Here is a 21,738-nt window from a genome sequence, read left to right on the forward strand (position 1 = left end):
TTTCAATGACCAAAATCGTATCGCATCGAGGTGCAAATAAGTTTGCGCCGGAAAACACCTTTGCTGCCGCTGATCTCGCTCTTGCGCAGGGGGCTGACTATATCGAACTCGACGTGCGTGAAAGCGCTGACGGCGTGCTTTACGTCATCCATGACGAGACGCTGGACCGAACGACCGATGCCACTGGTCCTGTCGGGCACATGCTGTCGAGTGAAATCGACACGCTCGATGCCGGAAGCTGGTTCGGCGAAAAAATCAAGGGCGCCGTCGTGCCGCGGCTGGACGCCTATCTCGAACATCTGCGTGGTCGCGCCGGTGTTTATATCGAGTTGAAATATTGCGACCCGGCCAAGGTCGTGGCACTTGTGCGCGATCTCGGCATGGTGCGCGACACGTTCTATTTTTCCTTCTCCGAGGAAATGCGACGCGACCTGCAAATGATCGCGCCGGAATTCAGAAAGATGATGACGCTCAACATCGCCAAGTCTCCCTCTCTGGTCGGTGCAGTTCATCACGCCTCTATCATCGAGATCACGGTCGACCAGATGCGTCGCCCGGGCATCATCGAGGCGAGCCGCAAGGCCGGTCTAGAAATCATGGTCTACTACGGTGGGGATGACGTGGTTTTTCACCGCGAAATCGCGGCCGCAGGCGTCGATTACATCAATCTCGACCGCCCCGATCTTTTCGACGCGGCCCGCCGTGAGCTGAGCGGAGTTTCCGCCTGATGCAGATCGCAGTCGTCGCCGATGTTCATCTCCATGATCTCTACGGCGGCTATGGATGGATAGAGGAGGGCAGTGGTGACATTGCCCTTCGCACCTTTGAAGACACGATGGCATCCACGCGGGTGTTTAACGAAAGCCATGCGGCATTTTTTGCTGTGCTGGATGATATAGTCAGACGCGGCATCCGGGATGTGGTGCTGTTGGGCGATTATTCGGACGACGGCCAGCCAGGCGCCGTTGCGGCCTTGAAGCGTATTCTTTCGTCTTACGAGGAAAGACACGGCCTGCGATTTTTCGCGACATTCGGAAACCATGATTGTTTCGGCCCGGCGACGCGTCATCAGGCTAAATGGCTGACAAAGGGCGATGGCCTTGATCCCCTTCTCGTCACGAGCAATGATGATGCACCGGCGCCTGCCGTTTTCGAGATCGGAATGCTCGGCATGTCGACCGAGGATGCTGTCGAGGCCATGGCAACCTACGGCATCAACGGTCTTGATGATGTGTTTCATTGGGAAACACCGTTCGGCGGCAGCAACCAATTGGCCAAACGGCATGCTCCAGGCGGTGATCTTGCCGGCTTTGATTTCTCCTATCTCGTCGAGCCACAAGACGGTCTGTGGCTGCTGATCCTGGATGCCAATGTTTTTCATCGCGATAATGGTGCCTGGCAGGTGAGGTCGAATGCCGCCTGGGATCACGTTCTGGCGCAGCGGCCGTACATGCTGGATTGGATCGCGGACGTTGCTGAACGTGCGCGTCGGATGGGCAAAACGCTTCTGGCATTCTCTCACTATCCCGCAATACCGTTGGCGATGACGGGTAAGGGAAGTAAGCGCAAGGCGGCCTGCACGCCGGATTGGTCGGAACGCATGCCGTCGCTCGAAAGTGGCCGTCTGTTGGCAGAAGCCGGACTTTGCTGGCATTTCAGCGGCCACATGCATGTGACAGGGCAGATCGAACACGAAGGGCTGGTCAACATAGCGGTACCATCGCCCGTTGCTTACCCGGGCGGTTATGCGGTCGTGACGTGCGACAATGAGAACGTCGAGTGCGAATTTGTCCGGTTGAAATCTGTGCCCGGTTTCGACACCGCATTTGCTGCCTACAAGACGCAAGTCCGGCGGGCAGACATGGGGCCAGCCTTTCATGAAGCGCTTGCCGCCGATGACTATAGCGACTTCCTGCACGCTCATCAGAAAGGTGTCATAACCTCGAGACACCTTCGGAAGGATTGGCCACCGGGTATCGTGGAAAGCCTCGACATGCCCGTAAGGCAATTGATTGATGCTGTTCCTTACCTCGCCGGTCAGTTGAAGCACTGGCCCGACATTGGAGAGTTTCAGCTAGTTCAGATGCTGGAAGACTACTACTTCATCCGGTCGGGCGGCGAGGAAACGATGCGCGCACTACCTGAAGACCGCATCTCATTCTATCGCCATTTGGGGAATGCAGTTCAGACCAGCGGTCGGATGGATTTGCCGATTGAAAACCTCGCCGTGTTGCTAACTGCTTTGTTGTAATGTCCATGTGGTTTTAGGGCGCCGGCGTTTCTAGTCCCATCAAGAGCATAACCTAGACCTTGAGCGTCGTTCGAATGCGATGCCCTCCCTCAGTTGGCGCACGCTGACCCTCGTTGGGTTGAGAATTCCGAAGGTCGGTGGCTCAAGTCAGCACTTGGTTTCGGTCGAACTGGCCTTGAGTGTTGTTGATTGTCTGTCCGTCCGCTCTTGGGAAGCGCACGCCCACACCATCCCTTATTCCGGAATAAATTCTACCTCCGCGTTCTCTAGCGCGCTTTCAATCGCTCCCAAGTTTGCAGTCGTCGTCAATCACGAGGCTCAAAGGGAAACTTCAATGCTTCTTTTAAAGCTCAAGCTGTTGCTACGCCTCAGAGTAGCAAACTGATAGCTCAAAACGCAGAAAACGAGCGTCCCCACTCAAAATGTAGCAAAAGTGACATTTAAGTATGCAAAGTGACATTCCGTCTGCTGGCGCGTCCTTGAAGATGGTCTTTTGCCTATCGCCGCGCCTGTTTGGAGTTACGTTTCAATGGAGTGTTGCGTGCTTATCGACGGTCGAATTTCAAAATTAAAACCTACTAAACGCGGTTTCGTCGCCAGCCTTCTATCGGGTGTGGCGTTATCCTTTGCTATTGCTGGTTCGTCCCACGCGGACGACGGCACGCTGCGCCTGATGTCGCTTAACATCTGGAATAAATTCAAGCAGAACCCTGCAGTCACCCGCGACTTCATGGTCAACGGTAACTGGGATGTCCTGATGTTCCAGGAAGCCAACGGAAGTAGATATGTCAGCGATATTCCGGCCATGCTCCAAGATGCGGGTCTTGGCACCTACAACGGCAAACTGACGGGCGACGTGGGCATCATATCGCGTCTTCCTGGCGCCATTGACTCTCGTGAGGCACCGGGCATGAACACCCAAGGCCGTTTCGTCACCTACCAGGACATTGATGGTGAAGCAGGCAGGCCAAAGACTACGGTCGGCACGATCCATTTCGATTATAGCGACGAAGCGACCAAGCGCGTCGTAGAGGCGAAAGCTCTGAACGCCTGGGCCAAGGCTGCGGCCAATCCCGTCATCGTGGCCGGCGACTTCAATGCCGGCGACGTTTCCGAACGTGGCCTGCACTCAAAAAGCCAACAGGAACTGCTGTTGCGCATACATACCAAGAGCGCCAATTCCTTCTATTACGATCTGCTCAAGCAATATACGAAGGACCAGGTTGCGCTAGACAAGTTCATCGCCGACTGGAAAGGCAAGCCCGGCGCCGATATCGATAAAGCGGCCATTCCCTCAGGCCTGTTCGAGGATGAGACTTACCCCGTCGCGGGCAACGAGCCGCAGACGATGAATGTCCTCAAAAAGCAGTTCATGCTGCTGCAGACTGATGGCGAGCGAGAGCAGTTCAAACCGCATGAACTTAACGATGGCAGCACGACCTGGCCCTCCGCTGGCGAAGACGCTACGAACACCTGGGGAAGCTGGCATCGCGCCAAGATCGACCATTTCCTTGTCTCTCGACCATTCGGCAAGTGGTACACGATCGCCGATGATCCGAACGACCCATATCTCGGCGTCATCAAGGATGCCTACGTTACCCGCCCAGACGGCAGCAAGACGCCCTTGTCGGATCATGAGCCGGTTGCCCATGAATTCAAATGGATAGGTCCAAGCCTCGAGACCTACAAGCAGACCGTCGATGGTGCTCAAGTCGACAAGACGCGTCTGGTCTGGGGCAAAGACGCCACGACCTTCGCCGACGACAAGGAGTTTTACCTGACGCGCAACAACATGCGCAGGGATGTCTATCTCGGGCAGATCTCCGACGAAAATGGCAAGGCGATCCTGTCCGGTCTCACGGATACCGAGAAAAAGACGCTGCTTGATTGCAAGAGCAAAGATCCACGCTTCGCCCAGGCGATCGTTGAATACTGTATCGATGACCACAGTTTTATCGGCGAGACTCTGGTAGCTGACGGGGGCACCGTCATCGTCGACGAGGACGCGGCTCTCGGCAGCAGCGGTGCTGCCCTCCGGCTTGACAACGGCGCTTTGAGGATCGCCGGCAATCAAATGCAGAAGCTCGATCGGTCTCTCATTCTGGAAGCCGGCGGCGGCACGCTCGATATTGCCGACGCGGGCAATTCCGTTGTCATCGACCGTTCAATTTCAGGCACCGGTAGCCTGACGAAAGCGGGCAGCGGGACGCTCAACCTCACCGCGACCAATACCTATACCGGTGATACCAACGTCAAGGGTGGCCGTCTCGCTGTCAATGGTTCGATTGCCAGCTCTGGCAAGACGACGGTCTTTGACGGCGGGGTGATCGGCGGCAACGGCACTGTCGGTAACCTTGCCATTGCAGACGGTGGCACGCTCGCGCCGGGCAATTCGATCGGTACCTTGAATGTCGCCGGGAACCTCGAGTTTGCCAAGGGTTCGACCTATCAGGTCGAAGTCGACGAGACGGGTAAGACGGACCGCGTCACGGTGGCCGGGAAAACCACCATATCCGGCGGTACCGTGATGAATATTGCAGCCGGCAGCGATTACAAGCCGTTGACCGACTATTCCATTATCAGTTCCGCCGGCGGCATAGAGGGGCAGTTTGATGCTATCGTCTCGAACTTCGCCTTTCTCGATCCGAGCCTGACCTATGGGGCTGGATCGCTGACGATGCGGCTGGAACGGAATGACACGGCGTTTGATGGTGTCGCCTCGACCTTCAATCAACGTTCGGCTGCGCTGGGCTTGGAAAGTCTTGGCTTCGGAAATACGCTCTACGATGCAGTTGTAGCGCTCGATGCAGGGACGGCCCGCTCTGCCTTCGCGCAGATCAGTGGCGAAATACATGCATCGACCTACGGTGCGTTGCTTGACAATAGCCAGATCGTTCGCGACGGCGCTTTCGACCGCCTGCGGTCGCGGCTCGGCGGTAACGATCGCGGCACGACCGAGGTTTCTATCAGCGAAAACGGTTTGGCGCCGGGTGCCGCAGATGCCGGTGCATTCGGGTTCTGGACAAAGGGTTATGGAACCTGGGCGGACAACGACGGCGACGGCAACGCCTACGGCATTGATCAGTCAACGGGCGGCGTGCTTTTCGGCCTTGATGGCATGGTCGGCAACGACTGGCGGATCGGCGCTTTCGGCGGTTATGGTCACACATCCGTATCCACCGACTGGCTGGCATCGAAAAGCACAACGGATCAGTTTGATCTCGGGGTTTATGCCGGCACCTATCTCGGCCCTGTTGGACTACGTTTCGGTGCATCGCACAGCTGGAATAATATCGACAGCGAACGTTCCCTCTTCATTCCCGGTGTAACCGAGAGACTGACCGCCGGTTATGATGCTTCTACATCGCAAATCTTCGGCGAGATCAGTTATCAGCAGCAGATCGGCGGGGCCACCTTCGAGCCCTTCGCCAATCTCGCCTACGTGAATTTCCAGAATGACGGTTTCTCCGAACGCGGGGGCGCAGGCGCGCTCTCTGTCGAGGATGGCAGTCAGAATGCGATTTTCACTGAGATCGGCCTGCGCGCAGTGACGGAGTTCACGCTCCAGGAGGCAACCGGAACGCTACACGGTTCGGTGAGCTGGCGTCACACTAACGGCGATGTCACACCTGATGCGAAGATGGCATTGGCCGGGGGCAGTTCCTTTGAAGTGCGTGGTGCGCCACTCGCCGAAGACGTTGCTGTCCTCAATGCCGGCGTCAACTTCAATCTCAGCGAAAAGGCGGCTGTATCCTTGTCCTATACCGGCAGGTTCGGCTCAGGTGCCAGCCAGAATGGCATCAACGGATATCTGGGCGTGAAATTCTGATAGCTGCAGGTGTGATCTGCTCTCCGGTCCGATTGTTCGGGCCGGAGAGCTTGTTTTATACAGGCTGTTTCCAGCCCGCGCGCCGCTTGATAAGCGTTGTGCGGGTTTTCGTTTATAAGCGTTTCTAAAAGGACAAACGGCGCGATGCGTTTTGCAGGCAGTGATGATGACGGAGGAAAAAAGGAACGCCGGCAGGCGTTTCTCATCCGCTATATCGAACAGCATAATTACATAACGCTGGACGATATCGTTTCCCTCTGCTCGGTTACCCGCCAGACGGCGCGCCGCGATATCATGGCCTTGGAACAGCAAGGAAAACTCAGAAGGACCCATGGCGGGGCGGTAATCTCCCTTCCGCTGGAGACCGGTATCTATCATCAGAGACGCGTAGCGAACGCGGATGCCAAGGCCGCAATCGCTCGCAAGGTTTCAGAATTGGTGCCGGACAATGCCTCGGTGTTTCTCGATACCGGAACGACCTGCGAGGCGATCGCTCGAGCCCTGATAGCGCGCGAGAAGTTACGTGTGGTCACCTATAGTCTCAAGGTTGCAACCATACTCAGCGATAATACAGACTTCACTGTTGCCGTTCCCGGTGGGTTTATCCGCAACGTGGATGCTGCGGTTTTCAGCGAGAATGCACAGAGCTTCATCCGCGCGTTCAAGTTCGATTATGTCATCATCTCGGTCAGCGGTATCGACGAAGAGGGTGATATCGGTGATGACGATTACGCAGAGGTTGGAGCTGTCCGTGCTGCCATGCAGCAGGCTGGACGTGTCATCCTTGCCATCGACAGCAGCAAGTTCGAGCGACGTGCACTGGTTCGGCTGGGTTCGATTTCGGAGATGGACTTGGTGGTATGCGATGCTCCGCCACCGGAATGCTTGTTAGCAGTGCTTAAAGGAGAAAAAACTACTTATTATGTGGCCGATGTTGATGGTTAATCCCAACGTTGCATAGCTATAGGAAGAGTGGCCATGTTCGCTACGCTGAGCGACAAGGCCGGCACGACAGGCAGGAAACTCATATATTCGATAGCGCACCGTGACGTACTTTATTAGAGCAACAGCGGCGCTCGAACTTTCCGTAGCGACGACGACGCAGGGCGGATAGCATTTTGGTCGTATGACCACGGCACAGGATCCAGTTGTCCGAATCTGGGGGCGGTGGAGCATCGCCAACTCTCGAAGGTGCGAACTGTGCTATCGGCATATCGAACGGTTGGTACTTACCGAAAGCATGAAGACGCCATGCAGATCGTGTTAGGTCGATTGGATAAGCCCACAATCCATTTCGCTCTCACAAACCTAATAGAACATTCGACGAAACGGTAAAATCGCCGCGCCCATGGCGGCTGCATCGCTTGCAATCTCCGACACGATTAGTTTTGGACCGCCCCGATGCACCCCGTAACGCGGGCGGTCGAAAATCTTTGTACGCTCGATCAGCATAGATGCCAGGGAGGGCGGAATCTGGCCGCCGAAAACAATCGCCTGCGGATCCAGCGTGGCGCGAATGGCGTTCACGAGACGGATATAGGCCGGTGTCACGTCTTCCACCCAGTCCGATACGCCCGGCCAGTTGCGATCGAAATGACGGCGCATGTAGTGGATCGAGGGAACGTTGACACCATTGCTGCTTACCCGGTCGATCAGATGTTGGAGCGCGGGGCGTCGATCAGTTTCGACCTCGTCGTAAAGTCCAGAAAATTCACCGGCATTGCCGTTGCCGCCTTGCAGCAGGTCTCCGTCGATGATCACGCCGCCGCCAAAACCGTAGTTGAAGCTGAGATAGGCAAAATGTCGGATAAAACGGCCGACGCCGAACATCGATTCTGCGATTGCACCTGATTTGCCGCCATTGATCACCCATGCCGGCCGGTCAAACAGATCGGTGATAATCGGTCCGAGTTCGATCATCGACCATTCGTGAAGCGGCAGAGGCGCATTGTGGCGCGTTCCATCGACGTGATAGCCAGCAATTGCAAAGCCGATGCCGAACAAGTCCTCTTCGGCGAGATCGTTCTGCCTTTGAAGTTCGGTAACCTGCTGCTTCACCAGTTGAAGTGCCTGATGCATCGTCAATTCACGTAGCGCAACTTCCCGTTCGCCAAGAATTCCGCCGGCCAAATCTGTAATGCAGATGCCGATGATGTCGGTGTTGACAGAGATACCGCAGGCATAGGCGTGACTGCCGTTCAACCGCAACATCGGGCTCGGCTGGCCGCGCCCCAATCCGGGCTTGGCTGCGCCAAGCAGGATGATGTTGCGGTCTGCCAGTTGATCGAGGATGCGATGAACAGATTGCTGTGTGAGGTCGGTATGGCCCGTAATCTCCGAGCGTGAAATGCTCGGATTACGCCAGATCAGCTGTAGCAGCTTGCGCTCGTTGGACGAGACGACCGTCGTCTCGTTGTCTCGAAGGAAATGCCGCGCGATCAGTGCTTCCGGAATGTAAACATCTGGCACGCCCAATACCTTACCCAAAAAGTGTAATAATTGCGTTTAACTCAGTGCAAGCTAAGCCTGATTACCTGCGATTGTATCGCGATTCAAGCAGTTTTCGCCGTCATGTAATTGTTACACATAAAGCGTAGTAATCCGCCGTCAAAGATTGAGCGAGGCTCGGTCCACCCCACAAACGAGGGCGATGATGAACAAGTTTACTCTGGCGGCCGTAGCCGCCGTGATGGCGGGCACGGGGTCCGCACAGGCCACCAATATCGAATTCTGGTACGGTAACACCGGCCAGGTGGAAACCGCGATCAAGGCGCAATGCGATGCCTTCAACGCGTCCCAAAGCGAGCACAAGGTCAACTGCGTCGGTCAGGGCTCCTACGAAGTCTCCATGCAGAAGGCGATTGCCGCTTACCGTGCCAAGAACCACCCGGTTCTTATCCAGTTCTTCGATGCCGGCACGCTCGACCTGATGCTGTCGGATGCCGTCGAGCCTGTTCAGGACCTGATGCCTGACGTCAAGTGGGACCAGTATATTGCCGGTGCCCGCGCCTATTATGAAACGTCCAAGGGTAAGCTGTTCGCGCAGCCCTACAATTCCTCGACGCTTCTGTTCTACACCAACAAGACCGAGCTCGAAAAAGCCGGCATCACCGAAACACCGACAACCTGGGAAGGCGTTATCGAAGCCGCTCGCAAGCTGAAGGCCGCCGGCCATGCCTGCCCGTTCGTGACCGATGGCGATACCTGGCGTGTGCTGGAGCAGTTCTCGGCCCGTCATGGACTGCCGATCGCGACCAAGCACAACGGTTATGATGGCCTCGACGCCGAATACCTGATCAACACCACCTTTGCCGCAAAGCACCTCGCCAATCTGGTCGAGTGGCGCAAGGAAGGTCTCGTTCGCCTTGCCGCCGATACCAAGGCCGGCAATTACACCGCCGCCTTCAATGCCGGCGAATGCGCGATGATGGAACAGTCTTCCGGTTCCTATGCCGCCGCCGCCAAGGCTTTTGACGGCAAATACGAGCTGACCGTTTCGATGGCGCCGATGTACGAGGGGTATGAGCGCCACAACACCTTTGTCGGTGGTGCTTCCATCTATGTCATGAAGGGCCACGACAAGGCCGAGATCGAAGCGGCCAAGGCTTTCCTCGACTTCCTGCGCAAGCCGGAACAGCAGATGTTCTTCACGGCCAATACCGGTTACGTGCCGGTCACGACCGACGTTCTCGACGTGATCGCCAAGAGCGACGAGGCCAATTCGCCGAAATACGCCACCGCCAAGGTCGGCGTCGAATCCATGAACCAGCCGGCCACCGCCGATACGCGCGGCGTCCGCCTCGGCTTCTACGTGCAGTTCCGCGAAGTCTTCATGGAAGAAACCCAGAAAGCCTTTGCCGGCCAGCAGACCATGCAGGTTGCACTCGACAACACCAAGAAGCGTGGCGACCAGCTGCTGCGCCGTTTCGAGCAGACCTACAAGGGCAAGCAGCTTCCCTGATCCGCGTCTCGTGATTTTCTCAAGCACGGGGCGGTCTCCGCCCCGTGCCTTCTCTTAGACGGAACTGTCTTCATGTCGTCGGAATCCTCCCTGTTCAGCCATCGCTGGCTGCCGGCTCTTTTGCTGGCGCCGATGATATTGCTGATTCTGCTGTTCTTTTATGTGCCGGTCTTCCAGGCTTTTTACTGGTCGTTTTTCCTCGAGCAGCCTTTTGGCGGCGGTTCGGAATTTGTCGGCTTTGAAAATTTCCAGCGCGTGCTTGGTGATCCCGAATTCTGGGCCGCCACTGGCCGCACAGTCGTCTTCATGCTGACGGCTTCCTCGCTTGCGGTCGTCGTGCCGCTGATGCTGGCGATCGCCGCCGACCGCAAGATAGGCATGTCCTATCCGGCCCGCAACATTCTGGTCTGGCCGAAAGGCATTGCCGGCGCCTCGATCGGTGTCGTCTTCGCCTTCATCTTCAATCCGTTCGTGGGGCTGATGGCGCCGCTCAATGCTTTGTTTCCGGGCCTGTGGAACCCCGGCATCGATGGCACGGATGCGTTCACCACGCTGGTGGCGGCCCATGTCTGGAGCGGTATTCCGTTTAACTTCGTCATCCTGCTCGCCGGTCTGCGTTCGATCCCGCCGACCATGTATCAGGCCGCCGCCATGGATGGCGCAGGTCCCTGGCGCCGCATTTTCGATGTGCAACTGCCGCTGATCATGCCGCAGCTGTTCCTGACCTTCGTTCTGGAATTCACCGAAAGCATCACTTCGGTCTTCGCGCTGATCGACACCATTACTGGCGGTGGTCCGGGCGGCTCCACCAGCCTGCTCGTCTACAAGATCTATGTCGATGGTTTCCGCGGTTTCGATCTTTCCGGCGCCTCCACCCAGACGGCCATCCTGATGGTCTTCGTCCTTCTTCTTGCAGCCTGCCAGTTCTATTTCCTCGGCCGGCGCATCAATTACGAGCGCTGAGCCATGGTCGAAAACGCACGTTCCATCAACATCGCCGCCAGCATCCTGCTCGCCATCGGCATTCTCTATATCGTCGGGCCTTTGTATCTGACGCTCTCCACCGCATCGCAGTCCTATGAATATATGCTGCGCAACGGTCTGGCCTGGGTGCCGGGCACCGAACTGTTTGCCAATATGGGCAAGGTCATTCACGATACGCGCATCCCGATCCAGATGCTCAACAGCATGATCGTGGCCTTCTCCAATGCGCTCGCCACTTGCATCCTGTCCTTCCTGTCGGCCTATGCGATCGTCTATTTCCGCATTCGCTGGGCGGGCGTGGCCTTTGCGCTGATCCTTGCCACCATCATGCTGCCACTCGATATCCGCGTCATCACCACCTATCAGGTGGCGTCCAACATCTTTTCGCCACTGAATGCCGTGCTCGATTTCACCGGCCTCAACAGCCTGATCGAGACGATGTTTGGCGCGCCTGTCCAACTCGAACTCAGCGTGCTCGACACCCATTTCGGCCTCATCGCACCGCTTGTGGCGCATGGTACCGGCACGTTCCTGTTCCGCCAGTTTTTCCTGACCCTGCCAAAAGATCTGTTCAAGGCGGCGCGCATGGATGGGGCAGGTCCGATCCGTTTCCTGATCGATATCCTTCTGCCGCTTGCTCGCACCAGCTTTGCCTCGCTGTTCGTGCTCACCTTTTTGAGCGGCTGGACGCAATATCTGTGGCCGCTGGTCGGCGCCTCGACGCCCGACATGCAGACCGCCGTTGTCGGCCTTGCCCGCCTCGTGCCGGATGCCGACGGCCAGGTGCCCGATTTTCCGATGATCATGGCCGGTGCCGTGCTCGTCTCACTCGTTCCCCTCACGATGATCGCCCTTCTGCAGCGCTTTCTCGTCCAGGGCCTCGTTCTTTCGGAGAAATGATCCCATGACCGCCATCGACACTGCCATCCGCGCCGCCGCGGCCGAGATCGATCTGATCGGCGTCACCAAATCCTATGACGCCAAAAACACCATCATTCCGCCGATCGACGTGACCTTGCGTCCCGGTGAGTTCACCGTCGTGCTCGGCCCGTCGGGCTGCGGCAAGTCCACGCTGCTGCAGATGATCGCCGGTCTGGAGCGCGTCTCCGGCGGCAAGATCGTCATCGGCGGTCGTGAGGTGCAGGATCTGGAACCCAAACATCGCGGCTGCGCCATGGTGTTCCAGAATTATGCGCTTTATCCGCATATGACGGTTGCCGAAAACATGGCCTATAGCCTCAAGGTCGCCGGCGTTTCCAAGGCCGAACGCGCCGAGCGCGTCGGCACGGTCGCCAAGATGCTTGGCCTTGCCGATTTTCTCACCCGCAAGCCGGGACAGCTGTCCGGTGGCCAGCGCCAGCGTGTCGCGATCGGCCGCGCCATCATCCGCGAACCCGGCGTGCTGCTGTTCGATGAGCCGCTGTCGAACCTCGATGCGCAGTTGCGTCACGACATGCGTGTCGAACTGGCCGAACTGCATCGCCGCATCGGCGCCACCAGCGTGTTCGTCACCCACGATCAGGTCGAGGCGATGACGCTGGCCGACCGTATTCTCATTCTCAACAAGGGCCATATCGAGCAGTTCGATACGCCGAAGGCGATCTACCACCATCCGGCTTCCGTTTTCGTCGCCAAATTCATCGGCTCGCCGCCGATGAACATCCTGCAGGTCGAAGGTGATGGCTCGGTTCTGCGGCTGGCCGATGGTCAGGCGGTTGCGAATTATGCGGGCAAGGGCAAATTCCAGCTCGGCATCCGCCCGGAAGATATTGCCGTCAACGAAGGCGGCTCGATCAAGACGGAAATCCGATATCGCGAAGATCTGGGCTCGCACGAAATTCTCGAAACGAAGATCGCCGAGCAGAATCTGCGCATCGCCATGCCCTTCGGCGTCGAGATCGATACGACGCAGACCTTGTCGCTCTCCTTCCCGCAGACACGCCTGCATCTCTTCGAAGGTGAAAGCGGCCGCGCCATTGCCAATGCCTTCGGCGACGCGCAACCGGCCTCAGTGAAGGAATACCAGTGAGTTACAGCGAATTTATTGCCGACAAGGCCCGCGATTGCGCTGTGGTTGCGCATCGCGGCATCTGGCGCAATGCGCCGGAAAACAGTCTATCTGCCATCCAGCGTGCCATCGATGCCGGTTATGATGTCGTCGAGATCGACATTCGCCGCGGCGCGGATGGTGGTCTTTTTCTGCTGCATGACGACACGCTGGAGCGCATGACGGGTCTCGATCAGAGGCCCGAAGCGCTGGCTTCGAGTGATCTTTCGGTCCTGCGCCTGCGCGACCGTGACGGCGGTGAAGGCAATGAATTCACGCTGGAAAAATTGCCGAGCCTCGCAGAGGTTTTCGAACTGACGCGCGGGCGCATTTTTCTGCATCTCGACGTCAAGGATCGCGAGGTGATCCCGGATGTGATCGCTCTCGCAAAGGCCATGGGCGTCGAGCATGAGGTCGATTTCTGGGCCGCGGTGAAAACCGAAAAAGATCTGAATTGGATCCGTGAAACTATTTTGCCGCATGACGTGCTGTTTCTGGCCAAAACCCGGCTCAATGTGCCGGGTGCGGCCACCCAGCTGGCTCTGCTGCATGATCTCTCCCCCACCGTCTGCGAAATCTATTTTGACGGGCTGGAAGAACTGAGCGCCCTGAAAGACCTCACGCGCAACACCGGCATGGCGCTCTGGGTGAACACGCTCGACAGCGTCGCCTGCGCCGGTTTCACCGATACCGCGGCCCTTGCCGATCCCGATGCCGTCTGGGGACGGCTGATCGATGCCGGCATTTCGGTCATCCAGACCGATGAGGCCGCTGCCCTCAAATCCTATCTCGCGACCCGCCGCACCTGAATGCTCTCCAAGGAAGAATGAAATGACGCATTACGTAGATTATATCGCCGACCAGAAACGCGATCCCGCTATCGTTGCCCATCGCGGCGCATGGCACGGCGCGCCGGAAAACAGCCTCGCCGCCATCGAGCGTGCCATCGCTGTCGGAGCTGACGTGGTCGAACTCGATATCCGCAAGAGCGCCGATGGCGAACTGTTTATCATGCACGACGACACGCTGTTGCGCATGGCCGGTATCGATCGGGATGCCGAGACCTTCACCATTGCGGAGCTGCGGGCCATTGCGCTGCGTGAAGATGATGGCGGTGAACATCGTGCGACGACGGACCAGCGCATCCCGACGCTGAAACAGGCACTGGAAATCATCCGCGGCCGCATTTTTGCGGATCTCGATTTGAAAGATCGCGGCCTCTTCTCCGAAGTCGCCGCCTGCGCCCGCGAGATGAATGCCGCATCCTACGTAGACCTGAAGACCCGCGTCATGACCCGCGAGGAACTGGACTGGGTCCGCGCCCAGAATATCGATGGCGTGGCCTTCATGGCGATGTCGAAATTCACGGCAGAAAGCATCCATGAGACGATGGCGCTGCTGTCGGAAATCAGGCCTTTCATGTGCGAAATGCGTTTCGACAGCCTCGAAACCATCAAGGCAAACCGCCAGATGTTTCGCGACGCCAACATGGCGCTGTGGACGAATACGCTCAACATGGAAGCCAGTGGTGAATGGGTGGACAAGACGGCACTTATCGATCCCGGCCGCATCTGGGGTACGTTGATGGAAGCCGGTGTCAGCGTCTTCCAGACCGATGAGCCGGAAGCACTCAATGCCTATCTGGAGGCACGCCGCGCATGAAAACCGTCAGCGACGAACTTCTCGATGAACTGGTGGACTACATGCGTGAAGCAGCGGAAGGAGAAATCCTGCCGCGCTTCCGGTCGGTGACATCGGACAGCATCCGCGCCAAGACGATGGCCGACGATATCGTGACGGATGCCGATATCGCCTCCGAACGGGTGATCAGCGAGAGATTGAAGGCGCGTCTGCCGGACATCACCATTATCGGCGAAGAGGCTGTGTCCGAAGACGGTTCCATCCTCGCAAAACTTGCCGATGCCGATCTGGCGGCTGTGATCGATCCTGTCGATGGCACCTGGCATTTTGCGCATGGCACGCCGATGTTCGGCAGTATTCTGGCCATCGTTTCGGGTGGACAAACCATTGCCGGCATTATCCATTATCCGGTTCTGGGCGATTTTTTGGTGGCACGGCCGGGGCAGGGTGCGTGGCATGTGGCAGCAGATGGTTCGCAGACGCGCCTTTCGGTTGCCGCGCCAAGCCCGATCAACGAGATGCACGGTTTCATCCCCCTGCATATGTTTGAACCTGGTATGCGTTCCGAGCTCGCATCACGCGTTTTGCAATTTCTGCGTATCACGACCTGGCGTTGCTCGGCTTGGGAATACCGGATGCTGGCAACGGGCGCGATGAGCTTTTGCCTCAACGAAAGCCTGAAGCCATGGGATCACGCTGCCGGGGTCCTTATACACGCTGAAGCGGGTGGTTACGCTGCGACTCTAGCTGGTGAGGCGTATCGGCCGACGATGACGGAAGGTTATCTGCTGACGGCCCCCAGCGAGAAGTCATGGAATCTCGTTTGCGACGCTCTGACTTCGTCTCTTTGATGGGCACTCTCGACAACTAGGATGTCGAACAATGCAATTTCCATAACCTATCTTACCTTGAAAAATCCTGTAAGCACCTGATTAGGTATATATTTTATCCATCTCTAATGACCGGTGCATTCGGTATGCGTGAGAAAGGGCGGTCAATACCGCCCTTTCTGCCTTCTACCGACGCTTTTTCCGCCAAGGCGCGTCGCGCTGCCAGTCGCCGGCCATGATGCTGCCGAACGGGATGACCTCGTCGACCACCTCGGCCAGACCGTAGTGCTGGATCTGGGCGCGAACGCTGGCCGCCGATTTGTAAGCCCCCGGCAATTCGGAAATATCCGCATTGCCGGAGAAAAACCGGACATCGAGCCCCTCCGTTTCCTTCGCCATGATGTCGGCGATGTTGTTCGGGCTCAACCCCCGTGAGTCTGCGCCGTACTTGTCCGCCAACTGCCGGATATGGGCAGTACGGGAAAGATTTCGTCCCGCACCATGCGGTGAGAAGCCGAGACCATTTGCGGCGTTTGACCCGCGCACGATCAGGATTGGTTCCGCCATATTGAGCGGAATGATCGTCAGATCGGTCGCATCATCCGCCCAACCATCGAAGGCCGGCGTCGCACCCTTGCCGTGATAGAAGAGCCCATCCGACTTCCGGAACACGAAATTATGCTCGTTCCAGAAACGGTCCGACACTTTCGCGGTAAGCTTTTCAGCCGCCATATCGTGCAGAACGTAATGGTTCTCCCTGGTCCACTGGCGGATGATCTGCAAAGCTGACCAGTAGAGGTCGCCTTCCTCCGTATCCGCAGTGATCCAGGCGTTGTCACGATGCGTTTCCGGCGAAAGCAGCTCGCGGAACTTGTTCGCCACCTTCATGCCACGCTCATAGAGCCGGGCGCCTGGTGCGCGCGATCCATGATGTGTGACGAGCGCCGTCTCGCCAGTGGACTTCATCGTGCCGACATAGGCGAAATGGTTGCCGTCACCTTGCGTGGCGAAATGCTCGACCGCGACATTGAGCGCTGCACCAGTGAGATACGGGTTCTCAGTAAAGGCAGCGAGTGTCGCGTCCGACGGCTTGATCTGCCGCCCCCGCTCACGACCACCCGGACCAAAGTGGGTCACGGAATGGATAGCGTCCAATAGCGCCTTCGGATCGACACCGGAGAAAACGGAAATCGCCATCGAGCAGCAGATATCGGCCGAATGCATGCCCGGATGGATTGCCTCCGAAGCGACGACCCCGCCGACCGGGATGGTTCCGACCGGTCCGGCCGGGCAGGCATCCGGCATGATGGCAGCGGCACGCACCACCGGAGTGCGCACCAGCGCACGCATGGTGGCGTTCACCTTTTCGACGTTGTCCTGCTCGAAAGCATTTTCGGCGCGGATGTTCGAATAGATTTCGAAGTCACCTTCTATTCGTAGCGGAACGGTCGGAGCCGGCTGGAATGTCCGCGCTGCTGCCATGGCCGCATCCATCGAGCCACCTTCACCCAGTATCTTGTTGGCAGCATCGAGTGCCGGGCGAAACCACTTGCCCTGCGGCATGCCAGCGTCGATCAAATCCTGTCCGCTTACGATCTCAATCATCTTCTTTTCTGCGATTGCAGTCCTTCTATACATTGGTTTTCCGGACGAAGACCTCGGTCCGGCCCTCCATGCATTTCAAGTTGCGTGCCAATTCACCTGCAAACAGGCCAGCGGGTCTAGAAAATATCTTATCCTATTGATTTCGTTGAATAGAAATGGTGTTGAATTTTCACGTTGTATCGAGTTGTCGCGAAAAGGAGGAGGCGATATATTATCCAATAATATCGAAATTATAAATATGGATAATCCATGAAGCGTCGCGTTGCCATTAGCATTCTTGGAACGGCACTTGACTTCGGCAAGCGCGAAGATCGTTGGAGCCGGTGGCGCCCCAATGTCGGCCTCGCCCAACAGCCGGGCCTTTTCTTTGATCGCGTCGAACTGATCCATGACACCCATTTCGAATGGTTGGCCAGAATTGTTGTAGGCGATATTGAAACCGTCTCTCCCGCCACCGAAGTGCGTCGGCACCATATCAATCTGACCAATCCTTGGGATTTCTCCGAGGTCTATACGAAGCTCAGGGATTTCGCCCGCGGATACGATTTTGATCCGGATACGGAAGATTATCTCGTCAACATCACCACTGGCACGCATGTTGCGCAGATCTGCTGGTTCCTCCTGACCGAGGCCCGCATCATTCCCGCCCAGTTGCTGCAACTGTCTCCGCCGCGCGATCGCGAACCGGAGCAAGATTATGCTGGTACGCATGCGGTCATCGATCTCGACCTGTCGCGATATGATGAGATTGCTACCCGTTTTGCGTCGGAACGGGATGAGGCTGCTTCATTTCTTAAATCGGGCATTTCAACACGCAATACTGCCTTCAACCATATGATCGACGAGATCGAACGCGTGACGATGCGCTCGACTGCGCCGGTCCTGCTAACCGGCCCAACGGGTGCGGGAAAATCACAGCTGGCAAAGAAGATTTATGAGCTAAAGAAATCGCAGCGAAAGATCACCGGGCCATTCGTTGAGGTAAACTGTGCCACATTGCGTGGCGATCAGGCAATGTCGGCCCTGTTCGGTCATGTGAAGGGCGCCTTTACCGGTGCGTCCGGCGAGCGTGCCGGTCTTATGAGGTCTGCGGACAAAGGTGTCCTCTTTCTCGATGAAATCGGCGATCTGGGGCTGGACGAACAGGCCATGTGTCTGCGTGCCATCGAGGAAAAGCGTTTTCTGCCTGTGGGGGCAGACAAGGAGGTCTCGGCAGACTTCCAGCTTCTCGCCGGCACCAATCGGGATTTGCGCCTGGACGTGCAGAAAGGGCGGTTTCGTGAGGATCTTTTGGCGCGCCTCAATCTATGGACGTTTAGGCTTCCCGCCCTTCGTGAACGCAGGGAGGATATCGAGCCCAATCTCGATTTCGAACTTCGCCGTTTTCTCGAGCGCGAGGGGCAGAACGTGACCTTCAACAGGGAGGCCCGCGAACGCTATCTTGTCTTTGCGACTGGGCCTGAAGCGGCATGGAGTGCTAACTTTCGGGATCTCTCCGCATCTGTCACTCGCATGGCGACGCTCGCGCCGCAGGGCCGCATCACCGTCCATGTCGTGGCTGACGAAATCGAACGCCTCAAGATGGCCTGGGAAGGCACGCCGATATATTCGCTTAATAACGAATTGGTGGTGAAAGTTTTGGGGCAGGATGCGCTGGATCAACTGGATCTTTTCGACGTCGCGCAGCTGGCTGCCGTATTTAAAGTATGTGGTGACCACACGACGGCCAGCGCCGCAGGGCGAGCATTGTTCGCCAAATCCATGCTGGAGAAAAAAAGCAGCAACGACGCCGATCGTCTCAGTAAATATCTGGCCCGCTTCGGTCTGAAATTTGATGATATCCGGCAGGCATATAGCAGGTTTCGGCCGGATCGCTCTGACGCATTCAACGATGTTGGCGAGCAGAGATATCCCTGACGCTCAGCCAAATCATCTCCTAGTCATAATGCTTTTTCTTTCAGCTACTTAACATCCTAAGCTTCGCGGATGGGAGCGGGTCGCTGGTTCGTACCCTTTCAAGATCTTGCGCATACAAAAAGTGTAATCTGAGAGCAATGCTCCATGCACGAAGGGCGCGTACCTTTGGGCTTTGTCCAGGCTTGGCTCATGTCGTCAAAACCTTCGGCTTACGGCCGCGCTTTTTCGGCGCGTCGGCTTTTGCCTCTTTTTTCAGTTGTGGGCCATCGAGATCGCCGGTTGCTCGAAAATGTTCATAGGACTTGCTAATGTGCCTCTTCATCAGTTCCTCCGCATCGCCTGCTCTTCGCTGCGAAATGACCTTCAGTATTTCGTCATGCTCGTCGGCAGCCTCGTGCATGCGCCCATTCTTGTAGGTGGCATGAAGATGCGAGAAATGCAGGACGTCTGGACCCATGAGTGCAATCAGTGAACGCAGCAGGTTATTGTTGGTGGCCTCTGCGATCTTGAGGTGGAACAGCAAGTCTTCTTCGAGAGTGAATGCGCCGGCATTTGCTTGTTCCTTCATATGACGATGGGCGTTTTCGATCGCGCTGATCTGTTCCGGCGTCGCGCGCTCCGCCGCAAGCTTGGCAGAAAGAGCTTCCAGCGCGCCGCGCACCTCGATCAGCATTTCCGGGCTCATGTCGTCTGCGTGAAGAATATTGCTGATCAGACCAATCAGAACATGTTCACTGAGATTTTCCACGACTGTGCCGCTTTGCGGCGAGGTTTTTACGATCCCGAAAAATTCCAGTCTGCGCAATGCCTCGCGCACCGGGCCGCGCCCGACGTCGAACCGCTCGGCGAGTGTGCGTTCTGACGGCAATTTCTGGCCGGCTTTTATAATGCGCCGCGCAATTAGGTTGCTGATCTGCTCGATGATTATGTCTGCAGGCCGGCGAATTCGGACTTTTTTCAAATGCTGAGAAAAATCGGCGTCGTCATCCTGCATGGCGTATACCTGTTTGCCTTTCTAAATTGGTCAAAAATAAACCAGTCGTTTAATGCGTCAACTGGGTGCTCGAATTCGCTCCATTATAAAGCACAGATGGCGATATGGCTATTGGTTCGCCGGCCAACTGTCGCCCCTCAAGCTCTAGCGACCTCCTTTTAAGTGCATCCGGAATTGCAATATCTGAAGGGTGCCGCAGCTCTTTGTGGGATAATTGCAATGCTCTGAATCCACGGCATGCGTCCGAATGTAGCAATTCACTTTGGTCATGCGTCTTGACGTTGCGGCAATAAAATATTTAATTGGTGAGCATTGAACCAATTTACCAGTTGGGTGTTCGTGGAACTGGTTGCAGAGGTGGAGGTATGGCGCATTCGTGAACGCCAGGCGGGGAGAGCAGAGAGCGCCGCGTAGGTTGCTGCGGTAGATCAAAAAGTTTCATGCCCGCGTAGAGGAAATTTCAATTGGGTCCGGCGTGCCGAGGGTGCAGTCCGGATATCACGCCAAGGGCTGACGGCTGTTTGGCCGACTATTTACGTCAAGGAGGAGTTTTTAATGAATTCTGTCGAAATAACTAATCGTAATAATGCCCAGGCATTGGATGCGGCGCTGCGGATCATCGTGGCGGACGCCAATCTGCTGCCGCATCGTGCTCTTCTGGAGGCGAACCTTCCCGCGGGAGCAAGTGTAACTTGGCATGAGCGCTTTGACGAAGCTGCTGCGATCAGGGATCTGCCGGGATGCAACGTTTTTGTTGGTCCGCAGTTCACGCCCGGCATGGGCAAGGCAGCCGACAGCCTTCGTCTGGTTCATGTGGGCGGGGCCGGATATGATGGCATCAAAATGGACGCGCTGCCTGCGGGTGCAATATGCGCGAACACCTTCAATCATGAAGCGTCGATCGCGGAGTATGTTGCCGCAACGTCCGTTTTTGTCCGCCGCCAGTTTGCGCAGCAGGATCGCGCCTTGCGACAGGGACATTGGGCTTCTTCCGTCTATGAACCGGAACGGGCCCAGTTGGGGGCTATCGATGGTGCCACAGTTGGTATCGTCGGCTATGGACATATCGGTTCGCGGACATGGAAGGTCATGCGCGCCCTCGGCGCACGAGGCGTAGCAGTTACGGCACAGGCCGTCGATGTTGAGCAGGAGGGGTTGGCCTGGGCGGAAGACCTGAGTGGCCTCGACCGGTTGCTGGCTGAAAGCGATGTCATCGTACTCTGCGTGCCGCTTCTGCCCGAGACACGCCACATGATCGGCGAAAAGCAGCTCGCATCGATGAAGGACACCGCCGTTCTGGTCAATGTCAGCCGCGGACCTTTGATCGATCCTGATGCTCTCTATTCTGCCTTGCGCGATCGTCAGATCGGCGGCGCGGTGATCGACGTCTGGTATCAATATCCGCAGAAGGGCGCCGAGGCGCAGCCATCTGCCCTCCCGTTTGGCGAGCTCGATAACGTGTTGATGACGCCGCACATTTCCGGTGTCACGCGTCAGACCTTCGAGGGGCGTGTACGCGATATTGCGGCCAACATCAGCAACCTGCAGGCCGGGGCCCCATTGAAGAACGTCGTTTTTACGAAGTAACGCCGTCTTCACACAGCTTCTTACGATCGGTTTTTAACTCGGACGCATACGCTCCGTGAGAGCGTTTGCACGCCCTGTTCATGCCGCTGCCC

At 56.9% G+C, this 21,738-nt stretch carries 15 protein-coding genes and 1 pseudogene; 13 read left to right on the plus strand and 3 right to left on the minus strand.

Translation table 11 applies throughout. From position 1 onward, the window contains the following. Positions 1-5: 5 nt before the first annotated feature. The 4 genes from ugpQ to HNQ72_RS27450 all read left to right on the plus strand — a co-directional run bounded on the left by ugpQ (position 6) and on the right by HNQ72_RS27450 (position 7,025). On the plus strand, positions 6-728 hold the full coding sequence (ugpQ, locus tag HNQ72_RS27435) for a glycerophosphodiester phosphodiesterase (RefSeq protein WP_183997347.1): 723 nt from the start codon (positions 6-8) through the stop codon (positions 726-728). Beyond that, positions 728-2,251, plus strand: coding sequence for a metallophosphoesterase family protein (locus HNQ72_RS27440; protein ID WP_183997349.1), 1,524 nt, complete (start codon positions 728-730; stop codon positions 2,249-2,251). Before ugpQ ends, HNQ72_RS27440 begins: the two co-directional genes overlap by 1 nt. Before the next feature lie 541 nt (positions 2,252-2,792). Next, entirely contained in the window at positions 2,793-6,080 is a 3,288-nt protein-coding gene (locus HNQ72_RS27445; RefSeq protein WP_244654604.1) for an autotransporter domain-containing protein, read from the plus strand. Positions 6,081-6,224: 144 nt separating this feature from the next. Next, positions 6,225-7,025, plus strand: a complete 801-nt coding sequence (locus HNQ72_RS27450; RefSeq protein WP_183997358.1) for a DeoR/GlpR family DNA-binding transcription regulator — start codon at positions 6,225-6,227, stop codon at positions 7,023-7,025. 363 nt (positions 7,026-7,388) lie between these two features. On the opposite strand, the gene HNQ72_RS27455 is transcribed toward HNQ72_RS27450, so the two are convergent. Beyond that, positions 7,389-8,549: an ROK family transcriptional regulator gene (locus HNQ72_RS27455; protein WP_183997360.1), complete on the minus strand. Its 1,161-nt coding sequence runs from the start codon at positions 8,547-8,549 to the stop codon at positions 7,389-7,391. Positions 8,550-8,730: 181 nt separating this feature from the next. On the opposite strand from HNQ72_RS27455, the gene HNQ72_RS27460 reads away from it, so the two are divergent. The 7 genes from HNQ72_RS27460 to HNQ72_RS27490 all read left to right on the plus strand — a co-directional run bounded on the left by HNQ72_RS27460 (position 8,731) and on the right by HNQ72_RS27490 (position 15,564). Beyond that, entirely contained in the window at positions 8,731-10,041 is a 1,311-nt protein-coding gene (locus HNQ72_RS27460; protein WP_373289512.1) for an extracellular solute-binding protein, read from the plus strand. A 72-nt stretch (positions 10,042-10,113) separates the two neighbouring features. Further along, positions 10,114-11,004 carry a carbohydrate ABC transporter permease gene (locus HNQ72_RS27465; RefSeq protein ID WP_183997364.1) on the plus strand — a complete coding sequence of 297 codons (891 nt, stop codon included), beginning with the start codon at positions 10,114-10,116 and terminating at the stop codon, positions 11,002-11,004. Positions 11,005-11,007: 3 nt separating this feature from the next. Further along, positions 11,008-11,925 carry an ABC transporter permease subunit gene (locus HNQ72_RS27470; protein WP_183997366.1) on the plus strand — a complete coding sequence of 306 codons (918 nt, stop codon included), beginning with the start codon at positions 11,008-11,010 and terminating at the stop codon, positions 11,923-11,925. Between the two features lie 4 nt (positions 11,926-11,929). Then, positions 11,930-13,054: an ABC transporter ATP-binding protein gene (locus HNQ72_RS27475; protein WP_183997368.1), complete on the plus strand. Its 1,125-nt coding sequence runs from the start codon at positions 11,930-11,932 to the stop codon at positions 13,052-13,054. Further along, positions 13,051-13,881: a glycerophosphodiester phosphodiesterase family protein gene (locus HNQ72_RS31190; RefSeq protein ID WP_183997370.1), complete on the plus strand. Its 831-nt coding sequence runs from the start codon at positions 13,051-13,053 to the stop codon at positions 13,879-13,881. Before HNQ72_RS27475 ends, HNQ72_RS31190 begins: the two co-directional genes overlap by 4 nt. Before the next feature lie 22 nt (positions 13,882-13,903). Beyond that, positions 13,904-14,734 carry a glycerophosphodiester phosphodiesterase family protein gene (locus HNQ72_RS27485; RefSeq protein ID WP_183997372.1) on the plus strand — a complete coding sequence of 277 codons (831 nt, stop codon included), beginning with the start codon at positions 13,904-13,906 and terminating at the stop codon, positions 14,732-14,734. Then, complete coding sequence (locus HNQ72_RS27490; protein ID WP_183997374.1) at positions 14,731-15,564, plus strand: inositol monophosphatase family protein; 834 nt, start codon at positions 14,731-14,733, stop codon at positions 15,562-15,564. The genes HNQ72_RS27485 and HNQ72_RS27490 overlap by 4 nt, the downstream gene beginning before the upstream one ends. Positions 15,565-15,729: 165 nt before the next feature. On the opposite strand, the gene HNQ72_RS27495 is transcribed toward HNQ72_RS27490, so the two are convergent. Then, positions 15,730-17,148, minus strand: a complete 1,419-nt coding sequence (locus HNQ72_RS27495; protein WP_183997376.1) for an RtcB family protein — start codon at positions 17,146-17,148, stop codon at positions 15,730-15,732. A gap of 249 nt (positions 17,149-17,397) precedes the next feature. Here HNQ72_RS27495 and rtcR point away from each other — a divergent pair. Next, positions 17,398-18,981 (plus strand): annotated as a pseudogene (gene rtcR, locus HNQ72_RS27500) (RNA repair transcriptional activator RtcR); the annotation flags it as partial. Between the two features lie 271 nt (positions 18,982-19,252). Here rtcR and HNQ72_RS27505 read toward each other — a convergent pair. Further along, the gene (locus HNQ72_RS27505) at positions 19,253-20,059 is read right to left on the minus strand and encodes a FadR/GntR family transcriptional regulator (protein ID WP_183997379.1); all 807 of its coding nucleotides are present in this window, start codon (positions 20,057-20,059) and stop codon (positions 19,253-19,255) included. 555 nt (positions 20,060-20,614) lie between these two features. Here HNQ72_RS27505 and HNQ72_RS27510 point away from each other — a divergent pair. Further along, positions 20,615-21,646, plus strand: coding sequence for a 2-hydroxyacid dehydrogenase (locus HNQ72_RS27510; RefSeq protein ID WP_210319736.1), 1,032 nt, complete (start codon positions 20,615-20,617; stop codon positions 21,644-21,646). Positions 21,647-21,738 lie beyond the last annotated feature (92 nt).

Source organism: Aliirhizobium wenxiniae (assembly GCF_014201355.1).
GTDB lineage: Bacteria > Pseudomonadota > Alphaproteobacteria > Rhizobiales > Rhizobiaceae > Neorhizobium > Neorhizobium wenxiniae.

Excerpts from the sequence above, each read along its gene's own strand:
- HNQ72_RS27465 (WP_183997364.1), top strand. The coding sequence starts at position 10,114 with ATGTCGTCGGAATCCTCCCTGTTCAGCCATCGCTGGCTGCCGGCTCTT.
- HNQ72_RS27470 (WP_183997366.1), top strand. The coding sequence starts at position 11,008 with ATGGTCGAAAACGCACGTTCCATCAACATCGCCGCCAGCATCCTGCTC.
- HNQ72_RS27505 (WP_183997379.1), bottom strand. The coding sequence starts at position 20,059 with ATGCAGGATGACGACGCCGATTTTTCTCAGCATTTGAAAAAAGTCCGA.
- HNQ72_RS27510 (WP_210319736.1), top strand. The coding sequence starts at position 20,615 with ATGAATTCTGTCGAAATAACTAATCGTAATAATGCCCAGGCATTGGAT.
- HNQ72_RS27460 (WP_373289512.1), top strand. The coding sequence starts at position 8,731 with ATGATGAACAAGTTTACTCTGGCGGCCGTAGCCGCCGTGATGGCGGGC.
- ugpQ (WP_183997347.1), top strand. The coding sequence starts at position 6 with ATGACCAAAATCGTATCGCATCGAGGTGCAAATAAGTTTGCGCCGGAA.
- HNQ72_RS27495 (WP_183997376.1), bottom strand. The coding sequence starts at position 17,148 with ATGATTGAGATCGTAAGCGGACAGGATTTGATCGACGCTGGCATGCCG.
- HNQ72_RS27450 (WP_183997358.1), top strand. The coding sequence starts at position 6,225 with ATGCGTTTTGCAGGCAGTGATGATGACGGAGGAAAAAAGGAACGCCGG.
- HNQ72_RS27485 (WP_183997372.1), top strand. The coding sequence starts at position 13,904 with ATGACGCATTACGTAGATTATATCGCCGACCAGAAACGCGATCCCGCT.
- HNQ72_RS27440 (WP_183997349.1), top strand. The coding sequence starts at position 728 with ATGCAGATCGCAGTCGTCGCCGATGTTCATCTCCATGATCTCTACGGC.
- HNQ72_RS27475 (WP_183997368.1), top strand. The coding sequence starts at position 11,930 with ATGACCGCCATCGACACTGCCATCCGCGCCGCCGCGGCCGAGATCGAT.
- HNQ72_RS27490 (WP_183997374.1), top strand. The coding sequence starts at position 14,731 with ATGAAAACCGTCAGCGACGAACTTCTCGATGAACTGGTGGACTACATG.